This window comes from Pedobacter foliorum (genome assembly GCF_013266735.1).
GTDB classification, from domain to species: Bacteria; Bacteroidota; Bacteroidia; order Sphingobacteriales; family Sphingobacteriaceae; genus Pedobacter; species Pedobacter foliorum.
This window is the reverse complement of sequence record NZ_JABSNU010000002.1, coordinates 373,727-390,053: the sequence shown is the minus strand read 5'-3', so window position 1 is coordinate 390,053 and position 16,327 is coordinate 373,727. Positions and strand designations below refer to the sequence as shown.

Below are 16,327 nucleotides of genomic sequence, written 5' to 3'. Positions count from 1 at the left end.
GTGCTAATAGTTATAGGTTAATCCAATACGATAATAGCGACCGGGCATGGGAAAGTTAGTGATTACTTCATAATCCTGATTTAACAGGTTATTGACTTCTGCGGTAAGACGAACTTCCCTTCGATTTAATTTTGTGTTGTAATGCAAAGCTAAATCGTGGGTATACCATGGCTGTACATAGTTATATACGTTATTTGTACTTTGATTATAGCGTTCTCCTATGTAAATGAAGCTGTAATTCATAGATAGGTTCTTATATGCTGCGCTTGCTAAGAATGATCCACTGTGTTTTGGTGTGTAAGGAATTAAATCTTTATAGCTTGCAGAGGCCTTATCTGCATCTATTGCATTTTGATAGGTATAAGTAATACCTGTAGTAAGGTTTACGTATTCAGTTAGCTGCCATGCAGATTGGATATTTACATCTATACCCTTGATTTCAACAAGTCCGAGATTCATCATACTCCACCTTGCCTGATTATTGCCAGGCACTGCAACTATCTTATTTTTAACATTGTTGTAATAGGCATCTGCCTGTATAGAAAATTGACTCAATATCCTATTATCGTATCCTTTTATATAGGTAAATCCTAAATCGTATTGTTTTGTATACTCAGGTTTTAAAACGATAAACCCGTAATAAGTGTAGTAAAGATCGTTAAAGGTTGGCATCCTGAAAATGCTTTTATAGAATGAACGTAACCTAAATTCCTTTTGGTTAAAGGGCTGCCAGGATAGCATAACTGTTGGTGTTAGCTCATTTCTGTTTATATCAGCCGGTCCGCTTTGGGTTTTGTCGTACTTAAGTGTGTTTAGTAAATTGGCCTGAATATCAAATCTTGCAAAGCGAAACTGGGTAGCTAAAGCTGTTAATATTGTATTTCTTACAGGGTATGCAAAGCGATAAAGATCTGCGTTTAACACGTTTCGCTGGTAATCTGTAGACAATACGACATCCCAGTAATTGGTGATTTTTAGTTTATTGGCTAATGATACATATACTTCTTGTAGGTGATAATTGTTCTCCTGCAATCCATTAACGGTTATTATATCAGGATTTAGATAACGTTGATTATCGTTTGCATATTTAGCTGTTGCCATCAAGCTATATTTACCTATATTCTTTTCGTAGGAAGACTGGACGAAAAAATTCTTGTTCCACATCCGTTGGGAAAATGCAAATACATTGTTTACAACTGCACCTGGCAATCCTTGATTGTCTTTGTACCCGTATAATTTTACCTTCCATTTACTGCTGTCGGCTAGCATACCATTTAGCCCCAACTCTAACCGCATGGTTTCAATATCACCGTCTTTTCTTACGGCTGTAGTATCATATACGCCATTAGTAGATCGGAATTTATATTTTCCATTGGCATTTTTATATTCTGCACTTAGGGAGCTATAAACATTGTTGCTTATTTTACTTTGCCACAATAAGGATGGATTTATAAGCCCGAACGACCCTCCTTTTATTGAGGCACGAACTTTCTGGGTTCTGCCATCGGAGAAATCAGGTTGTTTAGAATTAAGGTATAGCGAACTTGCTGAAGCAAATCCTTTTGCTGATTGAAAAATAGAACTCTTTTGACCGTTGTATAGTTCTATCTCTTCTATATTATCTAATGAGAATTTACCAAGATCTACCTGCCCATTTTGTGCATTGCCTAATTGTACACCATCGTAAAATACTGCGGTGTGATTGGTTCCCATGCTACGCACATTAATGGTTTTTAAGCCTCCAATGCCTCCGTAGTCTTTAAGTTGTACTCCTGAAAAGAAACGAACTGCATCAGCCACTGAGAGGCTATTTAGCTTTTCTAGATCGGCACCTGATAGTATTTGTAAGGGTGTGGAAGATGTTTGTCTTTTAGTAATCTTTACCTTCCTGATTTGTACTTCTTTAAGTTGATTTACTTTATTTATAGAATCAGCTTTAGTTGAATCGGTTTGTGCAAACGACTGAACAGACGTAAATGTACCCAGCCATATAATAGCCAGAAAAGTAAAAAAAACATAATTTACGCTTACAAGAGCGTTCTTACTTCTTCTCATTTTGTTGTGAGTTTATTACCCACAGCAAACAGTTAGATCAAGGAAATGAAATACAAAAAACAAGCACTCACTCCAAGCTTCAATCCCCGAAAGCTATGAAATATTACTACTTATGGCAGGTCTTCTGACTTACTTCCGATAATTCTGCCTTCCCAATCCTTAATCCCTTTTTAAAAGATCAGAAAAAGTGGCCTTGATTTGAACACCGTTATGAAGCTTACAGCTGCGGGACAGTTACGGATTTACACCGTATTCCCTTTTAATCCCGAATAAACACATCGGGAACCAAAAGCGATGCAAATGTACCTAAATAAATAGCTTCAGACAAGCTCGATTACATTTAAGGAATTGTGCTTAGATTAAATCGAATGCTCTTGCGTATTGGCATATCTCATAATAAGAATTTGTATCGAGTTTTAGCTTGATGTTTTTTCTATGGGTTTCTACCGTACTTGTGGAGATAAAAAGCTCAGTGGCTGTTTCCGCTGAAGTTTTACCCAATGCCATTAAGCCAAGAATTTCTCGTTCTCTCTTGGTTAATTTCGCAAAAAGACTTAAGTTTTTACGTAAAAAGTTATTTTCTTCGAGCAATCTGGAGGCTTTAACAGTCATATGATGCATAGAATCAATTGGTAAAGCAATTGTCATTACTAGCAAAGGTTTGTTATTATCATCACGTAAGTAAACTTTTACGCTTGACATATGCCAGGTCCAATCGCTGGAACTTGATAAGCGGACTTGTTGAAAATAGGTGTACATTTTTTCGTCGTTATTTTCGTCTATCAAGCCAAGTATTTTGGGCACATAATCTTGGGCATCTTCATGATTGAAATATGTTGCGTAATATTCTTCTGCAGTTATTTTTGTGACCTCTTCGAGTGTAACACCAAGTTGTTTGAGCCCTCTATCTGACATCCAGACTACAGACCAGTCTCTAAGGTCGTGAATAATGACGACACATGGGAGTTCATCGGCAATTGCAGAAATATTAGCTATAGCATTACTAATCCTATTTTGAATAAGAGCGTTTTGAGTCATATTTTGAAAGCAGCAATAAAGATTCTAATTATCAAGCTAAATATACATAGTATTAATATACCGGAGGTAACATTATCCCCATTTTTGGGGATTGATAACTTTACTCTTTTTATGTTGCTTTGCAAAAACTGCAATCTTACTCTTCATTGAGTAGTTGCGTTTTTATTTGATCTAGCTTTTCTGCTTCTTCTTTTGCCAGTACAGGGAATTTAAGATTAAGTTTTTTGAATGTTTCGGCTAATATATGACTGATTGCTAATCTGGCATACCACTTCTGGTCTGCCGGAATAATATACCAGGGAGATCCTTCTGTTGAAGTAGCCGTTATTGCTTCTTCGTAGGCGGTCATATACTGCTTCCATAATTTTCGTTCTTCAATATCACCGGAAGAAAATTTCCAATTCTTTGAGGGATTATTTATCCTATCCAAAAACCTTTGCTTTTGTTCTTCTTTAGAAACATGCAGAAAGATTTTTATAATTACTGTTCCATTGTTATTTAAATGTTGTTCGAAGTTCCTAATACTTTCATAACGTTTTTTCCAGAACTCATTATCTATCTTTTTTACATCCTGATATCCGGCAATATGTTCATTAAGCACATATTCAGGATGTACCTTACAAACCAATACATTCTCATAGTGTGAGCGGTTATGGATTCCAACTCTACCCTTCTCTGGCAAGGCCCTATAATGGCGCCATAAAAAATCATGATCGTATTCTTCTGAATTTGGAGTTTTAAAGCTGTAAACCTGACAACCTTGTGGATTTAAACCCGACATGACATGCTGTATTGCGCTGTCCTTTCCAGCTGCATCCATTGCCTGAAAAATAATCAGCACAGAGCGTGTATTTTCCGCATATAGTGTTTCCTGAGAGACACTTAACTTCAACTTCATATCCACTAACCTTTCCTTTCCTTCTTCTTTCTGGAGATTACCTCTGTAATGGGTATCATAATTTTTAAGAGAAATCTTTTTCCCTGGTATAGCGAGATATTGTTCTATTTCGTCTTTCATAAGGAGATATGTTTTAGTTAAATATAGTGTTTATACTAACCAAATGCAGGCTTTAAGTAGAAAAAGTGAACTGCTATTTTATTATCTTTGTTTATGTTTTTTGGCTTAGAAAGCCTAAATTCATAATCAATCCAGATTCTTAGAATCAGGATTTTTTGTTTGCGTTGCAATTTTAACACTATTTAACACTAACAGTTTTACGTTTTTTTTCATCTTTATCACATGTTTAAAGAAATTCGCAATAAGTACATCCGTTATTCGAGCATAGTTCTTTTTGGTATCATTATCTTCTTTTGTGCGTTGCAACTTAACTTTTTATGGTTATTTGGTTACTCTCCTTCCTCTAAAGATATAAAAGCCCCTACTCTACGTGTAGGCTCTGAATTATACACCTCCGACGGGAAATTAATTGGTCGCTATTACAAAGAAAATCGTACTCCGGTAAACTTTAACGAAATAGCACCCAGTGTAATTAATGCGCTCGTTGCAACAGAGGATGTGCGTTTTTACAGCCACATGGGTATCGATTTCCGTTCCCTGTTGTCAAGTGGAATATCAACAGCAACTGGTGATAAAAGAGGTGCCAGTACTATCACGCAGCAATTGGCAAAGAACCTTTATCGTACACGATATAATAAATCGCAAGGAATTTTAAGCCACATTCCTTTACTTAGAACAATCATCCCTAAACTTAAAGAATGGCTTACAGCGGTGAAATTGGAGTCGAATTATTCTAAAAATGACATCATCACCATGTACCTGAATACAGTTTCCTTTGGCAATAATGCATATGGAATAAAGACGGCTGCAAGGATATATTTTGACAAGCAGGCGAATGAGCTTGACATTCCTGAATCTGCCTTATTAATTGGTATGTTAAAAGGTACCAGCTTGTATAATCCAATAAAAAATCCTCAAAGAGCACTAGAGCGACGGAATGTTGCATTGGCGCAAATGAACAAATACAATTATATCAATGCGGCTCAATTAGATAGCTTTAAAAACACGCCTATAAAACTTAAAGAAGGACGTATTGATGAGGGTAGTGATGGTGACTCTTACCTAAGAGCTGCAGTTGACAAGTATCTGGAAAAATGGTGTGAAGACAATGATTATGATCTATATGAAGATGGTCTGAAAATTTATACTACAATAGATTCGAAACTTCAAAAATATGCTGAGGAAGCTGTTGAAGAACAAATGAAAACCATCCAAAAAAGGTTTTACAATGTTTGGGGTAATGAAGATCCCTGGGAAGATTCTGAAAAGAAAAAGGTAGATTATCCTGAGCGTGCTAAGAAAAACTTACCTATCTATGCGCTTCTGCAAAAGAAATTCAACAACAACCCTGATTCCATAGATGCCTATTTCAATAAGAAAAAGAAGATGAAAATCTTTAGCTGGAAAGGTGATAGAGATACTTTATTTTCTACTATGGATTCTATTAGGTATTATGGTAAAATCATGAATACAGGTATGATGACGCTAGATCCGTTTAATGGAAAGATTAAAGTTTGGGTTGGCGGTATTGATCATAAGTTCTTTAAATATGACCATGTAAATCAATCTAAAAGACAAGCAGGTTCAACCTTTAAGCCTTTTGCTTACTTAGCTGCGTTGGAATCAGGAATGAGCCCTTGTGATAAATTTACAGATAAACCTGTTCGAATTTCTTATCAGGAGAATGGAAAAACTGAATATTGGGAGCCTAGAAATGCGGATTGGAGTAATAGCTATCGCGAAATGTCCCTTCGCTGGGCTATGGCAAAATCAGTAAATACAATTACAGCTCAGGTTACTGAAAAAGTAGGTGCAGAAAATGTAGTAAAATGGGCACATGAATGCGGTATTGATAGTCATTTAGCTACTGTACCTTCTGTAAGTCTTGGTCCAAATGATGTTTCTGTATATGAAATGGTTAAAGCTTATGGAACTTTCTTAAATGGGGGTATCAAAACTGAGCCTATTCTTGTTGAGAAAATTACAGATCAGGATGACAACCTTATTGAAGAGTTTAAACCAAAAACAAAAAGAACACTTACTGAAGAAATATCATGGTTAATGTTGTACATGCTTAGAGGTGGTATGGAAGAACCTGGTGGAACTTCACAAGCACTGTGGGAATGGGATCTTTGGAAAAACAACAATCAGATTGGTGGTAAAACAGGTACTTCGTCTGATTACGTTGATGCATGGTACATGGGGGTTACTAAAGACCTTGTTACCGGTGTTTGGGTTGGCTGTGATGAACGTACAGCCCACTTTAAAAATGGAGAGTCTGGTGAGGGTTCGAGAACGGCGCTGCCTATTTTCGCCAAGTTTATGGAGAAGGTTTACAAAGATCCGAGTACAGGATATACAATGGGGCCTTTCCCTAAATCGAAAGTTAAAATAACGAGAGAGATTAACTGTCCAAGTCCTAGATTCACAGTTGACACGACTAGTACAGATAGTCTCGCTGTTGATTCAACGAATTTTGATGTCCCTCCTATTGAAGAGGTTCAACCTGTTCAACAAGAAGTTATAACTCCAAAGCCTGAAGAGAATAAAACACCTGAGCCTATTAAACAGCCTGCGACTGAAGTTCCTCTAACTAAAAAAGAAGAACGTCAGTTAAAGAGAAAACAACGTCAGGAAGAGAAAGAGAGAAAGAAAAACGAACAACAGTAGCCCTTAATATTTATAAATCGCAACCTATAATAGTCATACTATGATAATGAACTCTACATTTTTGAGAAGACTAGTCCCCCTGTTAATCTTCATAATGATATCTGCTGTATCCGTTCAGGCTCAATACTTTGGACAGAATAAAGTAAGGTATAAAAATGAAAAGTTTAAAGTTCTCCAAACTCCCCATTTTGAGCTTTATTATTACCTTAAAAATGAAAAGCTGATTCAAAAGTTTGCTCAGGATGCAGAAACCTGGTACAAAATGCACCAGGAAATATTTAGAGATACATTCCTTACAAAAAATCCCATTATCCTTTACAACAATCACCCTGATTTTCAGCAAACAACAGCTTTGCAGGGAGAAATTGGTGTAGGTACAGGCGGTGTAACTGAATCACTGAAAAACAGGGTGATTATGCCTGTAATGGAACTAAATAACCAAACCAGACACGTTTTGGGTCACGAGTTGGTTCATGCTTTCCAGTACCATACCCTTCTTGAAAAGGACTCTATTGGCATGGAAAATATCAGTCAGATTCCTTTATGGATGATTGAGGGTATGGCCGAATACCTGTCTGTTGGAAAAACTGACGCTTTTACCTCAATGTGGATGAGGGATGCATTGTTAAATAGAGACATCCCTTCATTAAAGGATTTAACCAATTCTAACAAATACTTCCCTTATCGTTACGGACAAGCATTCTGGACTTTCGTAGGGTCTGTTTATGGTGATACGACTATTGTGCCTTTGTTTAAGGCAACGGCAAGATTTGGATACGAGAATGGTTTAAAATATACCTTCGGCTACGATGACAATACATTGTCAGGATTATGGAAAAATGCAATTGAGTCTCACTATCGTCCAATGTTAAAAGCCGATAGTTCTCAGATTAAAATCAGTGGCACAAAAATTATCGACAACAAGAATGCTGGAAACATGAACGTTGCTCCGGCTATCAGTCCGGATGGAAAATATCTGGCTTTCCTTTCAGAGAAAGATCTATTTGGAATAGACCTCTTTTTAGCTGATGCTAAAACGGGTAAAATAATGAGAAAGCTAAGTAGTCAGGTAGCGAATTCCCATATTGATGATTTTAACTTTCTGGAATCAGCCGGTGCATGGTCGCCAGATAGCAAGCAGTTTGCTTTCAGTATATTTAGTAAAGGTAAAAATCAGTTGATGGTGATTAATGTAGACAATGGAAGTGTTGCTTTAAAAGCAGACATGGGCACTGTTGAACAGTTTGGAAACCTCACCTGGTCGCCAAATGGTGATGACCTTGTTTTTTCAGGCATGGCGGAAGGACAAAGTGATATTTTCTCTTACAACATAAAAACTAAGACGGTAACTCCAATTACCAATGATGCTTATTCTGATTATGCACCAAGTTATTCTCCTGACGGAAAAAAGATAGTTTTTTCTTCGGATAGAGCATCTATGAAGAAAAATGGCAATAATGCTGTTCATCCAATTAATTTAACCGTTTATGATATTGATAGTAAATCACTAACTGATATACCTGTTTTCCCCGGTGCAAATAACTTAAATGCACAATTCTCCGGTGATAGCAAAAGGTTGTTCTTCTTATCTAACAGAGATGGTTTTAGGAATTTATACGAATACAACCTTGCAGAAAACACAGCAAAACAACTTACTGACTACTTTACAGGTATTAGTGGGGTTACGGAGTTTTCGCCAGCTATTTCGGTTTCCAGAAATGATGATATAGTTTATAGTTACTATCGTTATCAGAGATATACTTTATACAACTCCCCTCTCAGCAATTTCAAATCAAAACCAGTTGACATTAACGAGGTAAATTTTGATGCTGCGATATTACCTCCAATGGAGAATACGGGCGTGGATATTGTAAATTCTAATCTTGGAAACTTTGAAAGGTTTGAAAAAACGCTTACTGATTCTATGAGGCTGATTCCTTACAAACCTAAATTTAAACTTGATTACCTCGCGAATAGTGGCGTTGGGGTTTCGACCAGCAGGTTTGGAACAGGAGTTCAAGGTGGTATTGTTGGGATGTTCAGTGATATTTTGGGTAAAAATCAAATTGTTGCCAACTTATCTGTAAATGGAGAAATCTATGATTTTGGGGGCCTTGTAGGTTACATCAATCAGCAAAGCAGAATTAACTGGGGTTTTGCATTATCTCATATCCCATACATTACCGGTTTTAGAGACATTGCAGCGGAACAAATTGACCAGAGTGATGGCACCAAGCTAAATGTTATAAACGACAGAACTAACTTAATAAGAACATTTGAAGACCAAGCTCAGGTATTTGGAGCATATCCATTTAATAAGGTGCATAGGTTTGAACTTGGTGGTGCGTTTTCTCGTTACAGCTACCGTATAGATCGTATCAGTAATTATTATGATGAAACTGGTTATTACTATCTGGGCTCGGAGAAGAAAAAGATACCAACAGACCGGGCTTCTCAAGAACTAGGTATACCGTTCAATTCCTTTACCATTTTCCAGGCTAATGCTTCATTTGTTGGTGATAACTCTATCATGGGTGTAACCTCTCCTCTTGATGGTTTTAGATACAGAGTTGGAGCTGAACAATATTTTGGAGACTATAGTTTCTCGGCGATTACTGTTGATTTAAGGAAATATGTGCGTCTTAAACCTTTCACATTAGCAGCTAGAACTTACAACTACATTAGAATTGGGAGAGATGGCGAAAACCTATATCCATTGTATGCAGGGTATCCCTACTTAATTAGAGGTTATGAAGCAAACTCTATGTATAAAAGCAATAATTTAGGAGGAACCTTTGATATCAATCAGTTGTCGGGAAGTAAGATTGCTGTTGTAAACTTTGAAGTACGTTTACCTTTTACCGGCCCTAAAAAGTTAGCACAAATACCCTCTAAGCTTTTATTCACAGATTTAAACTTGTTCTTTGATGCAGGGTTAGCATGGGATGAAGATTCAAAAATAGCTTTCAAAAGCCAACCTAATGGAGTTTTATTACCAAACGGAAAGCCTGCTGAAAGAGTACCAGCTTTAAGTGCCGGTATTTCTCTTAGAGTAAATGTATTTGGATACTTTGTATTAGAACCTTATTATGCTTTTCCTTTCCAGCGTAAAGATGTTAAAGCCGGTGTATTCGGGTTAACATTTGCACCTGGTTGGTAGGCTGTACATTACTTAATAGTATTATTAAAAGGCCGGATAGAAACACATCTTCCGGCCTTTTATATTTAAGAGTACATATTAAATGGCAAGTTAACCTGATTGATCATCTTCTTGCTTGAGATGATGTGCTCAAAGTCCAATCCAATAGTTAAATCAACCCAATCAGGGTTACAAGATCTTACTACCCTTTCCTTCTGCATCCTGGTGAATCTGCTCATTAATTTAAACCTGCTTAAGGCCTGTGCTTCCGTTTTAAATTCTTCAAAGTATACCAATCTGGTAAGCTGTTGACTGCTATCAAAAAACAAAGAAGGCATTTGCTTATAGAAATCCAATGTTTTAATTAAATCAGAACTCATTCCAACGTGTAAACTAGTACGGTTTCTGTCTGTTACAATGTATACGAACTTTTTCATGGCCTTAAGCTTAAATTGTTATAAACTAAATTAATTAGTACTCCTTTTGGATATTCAAATAAATAATACTAACTTTATTGGCACAATAATACTAACTATTTTAGTAAAAACAAATAAATTTTAAATTTTTATTTTATGTCAAATATTTCATCCAACCTTAAGTACTTAAGAAAGAAAAAAGGCCACACACAACAGCAATTCGCTGATGCAATGGGAATTAAAAGATCATTGATTGGTGCTTACGAAGAGGACAGAGCGGAACCAAAATATGATTTACTAAAGAAAATAGCAGAATATTTTGAACTGACTATTGATGAATTCATCAATGAAAATATAAACGATAGTTGGAAACCTAAACCTAAAAGTCAGGGTTCAAATCTTAGGATTCTGAGTATATCGGTAGATAAAGATGATAACGAGAATATTGAGATGGTTCCTGTTAAAGCAAGTGCCGGATATTTAAATGGTTTCTCAGATCCGCAGTACATTAAAGACCTTCCAAAGTTTCAATTGCCTCTACCCTTTTTAAAACAAGGCACCTTCAGAGCCTTTGAAATTGTTGGAGATTCTATGTTGCCTATTCAATCGGGAAGCGTAATACTAGGAGAATACCTTGACAACTGGAATGATGTTAAAACTGGTGAAACTTACGTTATTATTAGTAAAAATGAAGGCGTAGTTTATAAAAGAGCCGGTAATCGTTTCAAAGAAAACAAAGAGTTAAAGCTAATCTCAGATAATAAGGTTTATGATCCTTACACTATAGCAGCAGAGGATATTCTGGAAATCTGGAAAGCAAAAGCTTATATATCGTCTACCCTACCTGACCCTACACCTGAACCTACTATTGAAACGCTAACGAATATGATGTCTCAAATGCAGAAATCAATATCTCAGCTAAACAAGAACTAATAAGCTACAGAACAGCAATAAATGAATAAAGCTGAACAATTCATAAACGAAAGACTACTCAACAGGACAGAAAAAGGCTCTTTAAGGAAATTATCTACAAAGTTTTTTCCTGTTGATTTCTGTTCTAATGATTACCTGGGCTTTGCAAGATCGTCTGAGTTGAAATTGGCGACTGAAGAATTATTATTACACATTCCTCAATACCGTAATGGCTCTGCAGGTTCTCGTTTATTAAGTGGTAATCATTCATTCACAGAAGAAACTGAAGCATTTATTGCTAGTTTTCATCATGCTGAAAGTGGCCTCATCTTTAATTCAGGATATGATGCAAATGTTGGTCTTATTTCAAGTTTAGCGCAACGTGGCGATACCATTATATCTGACGAACTGATTCATGCGAGTCTTATAGATGGTGCGCGCCTTACTCATGCAAACAGATATTCCTTCAAGCATAATAACTTAGAGGATCTTGAAGCTAAATTAAAGGTCTCAAAGGGCAATATCTATGTGGTTGTAGAAAGTGTTTACTCTATGGACGGCGATATTGCAGCTTTATCTGAAATAAATACCTTGTGTGAAAAGTATGAAGCAAATCTGATTGTTGATGAAGCGCATGCTTTGGGTATATTCGGAAATTCCGGACGAGGGTTAGTACAAGAAGCTGGATTAGAACACAAGATATTTGCGCGCATCGTAACCTTTGGTAAAGCATTAGGCTGCCACGGAGCAATTGTCCTTGGCAGCAGAGCTCTACGCAATTATCTTATAAATTTTGCACGTTCTTTCATCTATTCAACAGCTGCTCCTATTCATGCTATTGCAACAATCAAAGCTGCTTATGAAATGTTAATTGAAACAAATTATCAGCCATTAATTGCTGAGAAGATTGCATTATATACTTCTGTCGTTTCCAGCATTAAAGGTATTATTCCCAGTCCAAGCACCATACAGACTATTATATATAATAGCAATCAAAAAGCTAAATTTGCTGCCGAGACATTACAAAATAAAGGTATAGATGTTCGCGCAATCTTAAGTCCAACTGTTCCGGAAGGGAAAGAACGACTAAGAATATGCTTACATCTTTTTAATACCGACAAAGAAATTAAAATGCTCGTAGACCAACTTACATTATTAAAAGAACATGAATAATACATATTTCATTACCGGAATAGGAACTGGCATTGGTAAAACAGTTGTAAGTTCAATCCTAACGGAGAAACTACAAGCAGATTACTGGAAACCTATACAATCAGGAGATTTGGATATAAGTGACAGCTTATTTGTCGGAAACCTGATAAGTAACACAAAAACAGTTATACATCCTGAAAGATACAGACTTGGTCAACCGCTTTCGCCCCATCTCTCAGCTAAAATAGACGGCGTACATATCACTACTGATTCTATTAAAAAACCGGTTACAAACAATAGTCTGATCATTGAGGGTGCTGGAGGTTTAATGGTGCCATTAAACGACAAGGAGCTTATATGCGACCTTATCAAGTCACTTGGAGCAAAGGTTATCGTAGTTTCTCAAAACTACCTTGGAAGCATTAATCACACCTTGCTTACACTAGAAGTACTTAAGGCAAATGACATTCCTGTTGAGGGCTTAATATTTAATGGTACTGCGAACCATGAAACTGAAGATTACATCGAGAATTATAGTGGTGTAAGGGTAATTGGCAAGGTTCCTTTTATAAGCAGAATTGACAAGGAACATATTATGAGTGCTGGTCAATACATCAATTTATAAAATAAACGACATAAAAAAAGGGAACTAAATTAGTTCCCTTTTTTTATAACCTTAAGTTATATCTATTTTACTGCATCAATTACAGCTTTAAAAGCTTCTGGATGGTTCATAGCTAAATCAGCTAAAACTTTACGGTTTAAACCGATGTTTTTAGTAGCTAGTTTACCAATTAATTGAGAGTAAGATATACCGTGTTGACGTGCTCCAGCGTTGATACGTTGAATCCACAATCCACGAAATTCTCTTTTCTTAACTTTACGGTCACGGTATGCATATTGCAAACCTTTTTCTACCGTATTTTTAGCAATGGTGAAAACCTTGCTTCTTGATCCCCAATAGCCTTTGGCTAAATTAAGAACTTTTTTCCTTCTTCTTCTCGAAGCTACTGCGTTTACCGAACGTGGCATGTTTTTGTTGTTTTTGATAAGCGGTGTTGCGTATTACAGCAAACTTACTACCGGATACCTGGTTAAAAATTTAATTATTTACCGATTGCAAGCATACGTTTAACGTTGCCCATATCAGCATCAGACACCATTGATGTTTGACCTAAGTTACGCTTACGTTTAGTTGACATCTTTGTTAAGATGTGGCTTTTGTATGCGTTCTTCCTTGCGATTTTACCTGTTCCAGTAAGCGAAAAACGCTTTTTAGCACTGGAATTGGTTTTCATTTTTGGCATAACCTGTTTTAATTTATGTAATTTATTTATTTCTTAGCAACTTTTGGTGCAAGTGTTAAAAACATACGCTTGCCTTCTAATTTAGGTAACAATTCTACCTTACCTATATCCTCTAAAGCTTGAGCAAATTTTAGAAGCAAGATTTCTCCTTGCTCTTTATAAACGATTGCTCTACCTTTAAAGTGAACATAAGCTCTAACTTTCTCACCATTCTCAAGGAAACTAACAGCATGCTTTAGTTTAAATTGAAAATCGTGATCGTTAGTGTTAGGTCCGAATCTGATTTCCTTAATAACAGTTTGCTTAGCATTAGCTTTAATCTCTTTTTGCTTTTTCTTTTGCTCGTAAACGAACTTGCTGTAATCGATTATTCTACATACTGGCGGAACTGCATTTGGAGAAATCTCCACTAAATCCAATTCTAACTCATCGGCAAGGGCCAAAGCTTTTGCCAAAGGATAGATCCCCGGTTCAACATTATCTCCAGCTAATCTTACCTCTTGTGCCCTGATAAACTGATTAATATTATGTTCTGCTTCTTTTTTCTTAAAAGGAGGACGTGGTCCCCTATTAAATCCTGGTCTGCCTAATGCCAAATTTGTATTTTATTTAAACTGTTATTTCTTTTATTAATAATTCACTAAACTCTTGCAGGGTCATTTCACCTAAATCACCTTCTCCATGTTTCCTTACAGAAACCTTTCCTTCGGCCATTTCCTTCTCTCCAATGATCAACATATAAGGTATTTTTTTAACCTCTGCATCTCTGATTTTCCTTCCAATCTTCTCATCACGAAAGTCAATCAGCCCGCGAATATCGGAATTATTTAATTCATCTGAAACTTTTTTTGCATATTCTTCATACTTTTCTGAGATAGGAAGGATAATAAATTGTTCAGGTGAAAGCCATAATGGGAAATTACCAGCACAATGTTCAATCAAAACAGCGATAAAACGCTCCAGGGAACCGAATGGAGCCCTATGGATCATTACCGGTCTGTGTTTTTGGTTATCACTACCTGTATATTCTAGTTCAAAGCGCTCCGGTAAATTATAATCAACCTGAATAGTTCCAAGTTGCCATTTTCTACCCAATGCATCTTTAACCATGAAATCTAATTTCGGGCCATAAAATGCAGCTTCGCCATATTCTACAACTGTTGGTAAACCTTTCTCTGCAGCGGCTTCAATAATAGCAGTTTCTGCAAGATGCCAGTTCTCATCACTTCCAATATATTTCGCTTTGTTTTCAGGATCTCTTAACGAAACCTGAGCGATATAATCATTGAAACCTAACGATTTAAATACATAAAGTACAAGGTCGATTACCTTTTTAAACTCGTCTTTTACCTGATCTGGGCGACAGAACAAATGCGCGTCATCCTGCGTAAATCCACGAACTCGTGTTAAACCATGAAGCTCTCCACTTTGCTCATAGCGATATACAGTACCAAACTCAGCAAAACGCAAAGGAAGATCCTTATACGAACGTGGTTTAACTTTATATATTTCGCAATGGTGCGGACAATTCATTGGTTTAAGGAAAAACTCCTCTCCCTCTTGTGGTGTTTTTATTGGCTGAAAAGCATCTTTACCATATTTCTCATAGTGACCAGAAGTAATGTATAAGTTCTTGTGACCAATATGTGGGGTTACTACTTGCTCATACCCCGCTTTACCTTGTGCTTTAGTTAAAAACTGCACCAAACGCTCACGCAATGCTGCACCTTTAGGCAACCACAATGGCAATCCCATACCTACTTTTTCAGAAAAAGCAAATAGTTCAAGCTCTTTACCTAATTTCCTGTGATCTCTTTTCTTAGCCTCTTCAATCATATGAAGGTATTCAGTAAGCTCACTTGCTTTAGGGAAAGTCACACCATAAATACGGGTAAGTTGTTTTTTAGTTTCATCACCACGCCAGTAAGCGCCGGCAACGTTCATCAATTTTACAGCTTTAATAAACCCTGTATTAGGGATATGTGGGCCACGACATAAGTCGGTAAATTCTCCTTGAGTATAAAAAGTGATCTTACCATCTTCAAGGCCGTCAATAAGGTCTAACTTATATTCATCTCCTTTTTCGGTAAAATACTTAACAGCATCTGCTTTTGAAACTGATTCTCTAACAAAAACCTCTTTCTGTTTTGCCAATTCAATGATTTTTGCTTCGATAGCTTTAAAATCATCTGAAGAAAACTCTCTATCGCCAAAATCTACATCATAGTAAAATCCGGTTTCAATTGCAGGGCCGATTCCAAACTTTGTACCTGGATACAAAGCTTCTAATGCCTCAGCCATAATGTGGGCTGATGAATGCCAAAAAGTAGCTTTACCGGCAGTATCATTCCACGTTAAAAGCTTTAAAGAAGCATCAGACTCAATTGGTCTTGATGAATCCCAAACCTCGCCGTTAACTTCAGCTGCTAAAACATTGCGGGCTAAACCCTCAGAAATTGATAATGCAATTTGATGGGCAGTTGTGCCCTTTTCGTACTGACGGCTAGAGCCATCAGGTAGTGTAATGTTAATCATCTACAACTATGATTTAAATAATTAATTGATTTATAATACTTTACACAAAGTCTATTATACGTGCAATAAAACAATGCATAAATAA

13 protein-coding genes and 1 riboswitch are annotated in these 16,327 nt (G+C 36.5%); of the genes, 5 read left to right on the top strand and 8 right to left on the bottom strand.

The window, feature by feature from the left end; translation table 11 throughout:
* Positions 1–3: 3 nt before the first annotated feature.
* The 3 genes from HQN83_RS05440 to HQN83_RS05430 all read right to left on the bottom strand — a co-directional run bounded on the left by HQN83_RS05440 (position 4) and on the right by HQN83_RS05430 (position 4,111).
* Complete coding sequence (locus tag HQN83_RS05440) at positions 4–2,055, bottom strand: TonB-dependent receptor plug domain-containing protein (RefSeq protein ID WP_173089318.1); 2,052 nt, start codon at positions 2,053–2,055, stop codon at positions 4–6.
* A 97-nt stretch (positions 2,056–2,152) separates the two neighbouring features.
* Positions 2,153–2,360: riboswitch (cobalamin riboswitch) on the bottom strand.
* 49 nt (positions 2,361–2,409) lie between these two features.
* Positions 2,410–3,093 (bottom strand): helix-turn-helix transcriptional regulator, encoded by a 684-nt coding sequence (locus HQN83_RS05435; protein ID WP_173089317.1) that lies wholly within the window; start codon positions 3,091–3,093, stop codon positions 2,410–2,412.
* 136 nt (positions 3,094–3,229) lie between these two features.
* On the bottom strand, positions 3,230–4,111 hold the full coding sequence (locus tag HQN83_RS05430; protein WP_173089316.1) for a polyphosphate kinase 2 family protein: 882 nt from the start codon (positions 4,109–4,111) through the stop codon (positions 3,230–3,232).
* Between the two features lie 222 nt (positions 4,112–4,333).
* On the opposite strand from HQN83_RS05430, the gene HQN83_RS05425 reads away from it, so the two are divergent.
* Both HQN83_RS05425 and HQN83_RS05420 read left to right on the top strand, forming a co-directional pair.
* Positions 4,334–6,781 (top strand): transglycosylase domain-containing protein, encoded by a 2,448-nt coding sequence (locus HQN83_RS05425; protein WP_173089315.1) that lies wholly within the window; start codon positions 4,334–4,336, stop codon positions 6,779–6,781.
* Positions 6,782–6,875: 94 nt separating this feature from the next.
* Positions 6,876–9,941 (top strand): basic secretory protein-like protein, encoded by a 3,066-nt coding sequence (locus HQN83_RS05420; protein WP_246254303.1) that lies wholly within the window; start codon positions 6,876–6,878, stop codon positions 9,939–9,941.
* Between the two features lie 65 nt (positions 9,942–10,006).
* Here the strand turns inward: HQN83_RS05420 and HQN83_RS05415 are convergent, their stop codons facing one another.
* Entirely contained in the window at positions 10,007–10,357 is a 351-nt protein-coding gene (locus tag HQN83_RS05415; protein WP_173089313.1) for a GIY-YIG nuclease family protein, read from the bottom strand.
* Between the two features lie 135 nt (positions 10,358–10,492).
* Between HQN83_RS05415 and HQN83_RS05410 the strand changes: the two genes are divergently transcribed.
* From HQN83_RS05410 to bioD, 3 genes are read left to right on the top strand one after another with little or no spacing between them, the layout of a single operon-like run.
* On the top strand, positions 10,493–11,269 hold the full coding sequence (locus HQN83_RS05410; protein ID WP_173089312.1) for an XRE family transcriptional regulator: 777 nt from the start codon (positions 10,493–10,495) through the stop codon (positions 11,267–11,269).
* 21 nt (positions 11,270–11,290) lie between these two features.
* Positions 11,291–12,421, top strand: coding sequence for an aminotransferase class I/II-fold pyridoxal phosphate-dependent enzyme (locus HQN83_RS05405; RefSeq protein WP_173089311.1), 1,131 nt, complete (start codon positions 11,291–11,293; stop codon positions 12,419–12,421).
* Entirely contained in the window at positions 12,414–13,025 is a 612-nt protein-coding gene (bioD, locus tag HQN83_RS05400) for a dethiobiotin synthase (RefSeq protein WP_173089310.1), read from the top strand. Before HQN83_RS05405 ends, bioD begins: the two co-directional genes overlap by 8 nt.
* A 62-nt stretch (positions 13,026–13,087) precedes the next feature.
* On the opposite strand, the gene rplT is transcribed toward bioD, so the two are convergent.
* The 4 genes from rplT to thrS all read right to left on the bottom strand — a co-directional run bounded on the left by rplT (position 13,088) and on the right by thrS (position 16,242).
* Positions 13,088–13,432, bottom strand: a complete 345-nt coding sequence (rplT, locus tag HQN83_RS05395; protein ID WP_048905003.1) for a 50S ribosomal protein L20 — start codon at positions 13,430–13,432, stop codon at positions 13,088–13,090.
* Positions 13,433–13,506: 74 nt separating this feature from the next.
* Positions 13,507–13,707, bottom strand: coding sequence for a 50S ribosomal protein L35 (gene rpmI, locus HQN83_RS05390; RefSeq protein ID WP_048905002.1), 201 nt, complete (start codon positions 13,705–13,707; stop codon positions 13,507–13,509).
* A gap of 26 nt (positions 13,708–13,733) precedes the next feature.
* Positions 13,734–14,303, bottom strand: a complete 570-nt coding sequence (infC, locus tag HQN83_RS05385; protein WP_008238148.1) for a translation initiation factor IF-3 — start codon at positions 14,301–14,303, stop codon at positions 13,734–13,736.
* A 13-nt stretch (positions 14,304–14,316) separates the two neighbouring features.
* Positions 14,317–16,242, bottom strand: a complete 1,926-nt coding sequence (gene thrS / locus HQN83_RS05380) for a threonine--tRNA ligase (RefSeq protein ID WP_173089309.1) — start codon at positions 16,240–16,242, stop codon at positions 14,317–14,319.
* Positions 16,243–16,327: the final 85 nt, after the last annotated feature.

Bases quoted from the DNA above. Each gene is read 5' to 3' on its own strand.
- HQN83_RS05405 (WP_173089311.1), top strand. From the start codon at position 11,291: ATGAATAAAGCTGAACAATTCATAAACGAAAGACTACTCAACAGGACA.
- rplT (WP_048905003.1), bottom strand. From the start codon at position 13,432: ATGCCACGTTCGGTAAACGCAGTAGCTTCGAGAAGAAGAAGGAAAAAA.
- HQN83_RS05410 (WP_173089312.1), top strand. From the start codon at position 10,493: ATGTCAAATATTTCATCCAACCTTAAGTACTTAAGAAAGAAAAAAGGC.
- HQN83_RS05440 (WP_173089318.1), bottom strand. From the start codon at position 2,055: ATGAGAAGAAGTAAGAACGCTCTTGTAAGCGTAAATTATGTTTTTTTT.
- HQN83_RS05425 (WP_173089315.1), top strand. From the start codon at position 4,334: ATGTTTAAAGAAATTCGCAATAAGTACATCCGTTATTCGAGCATAGTT.
- thrS (WP_173089309.1), bottom strand. From the start codon at position 16,242: ATGATTAACATTACACTACCTGATGGCTCTAGCCGTCAGTACGAAAAG.
- HQN83_RS05435 (WP_173089317.1), bottom strand. From the start codon at position 3,093: ATGACTCAAAACGCTCTTATTCAAAATAGGATTAGTAATGCTATAGCT.
- HQN83_RS05420 (WP_246254303.1), top strand. From the start codon at position 6,876: ATGATATCTGCTGTATCCGTTCAGGCTCAATACTTTGGACAGAATAAA.
- rpmI (WP_048905002.1), bottom strand. From the start codon at position 13,707: ATGCCAAAAATGAAAACCAATTCCAGTGCTAAAAAGCGTTTTTCGCTT.
- bioD (WP_173089310.1), top strand. From the start codon at position 12,414: ATGAATAATACATATTTCATTACCGGAATAGGAACTGGCATTGGTAAA.
- HQN83_RS05430 (WP_173089316.1), bottom strand. From the start codon at position 4,111: ATGAAAGACGAAATAGAACAATATCTCGCTATACCAGGGAAAAAGATT.
- HQN83_RS05415 (WP_173089313.1), bottom strand. From the start codon at position 10,357: ATGAAAAAGTTCGTATACATTGTAACAGACAGAAACCGTACTAGTTTA.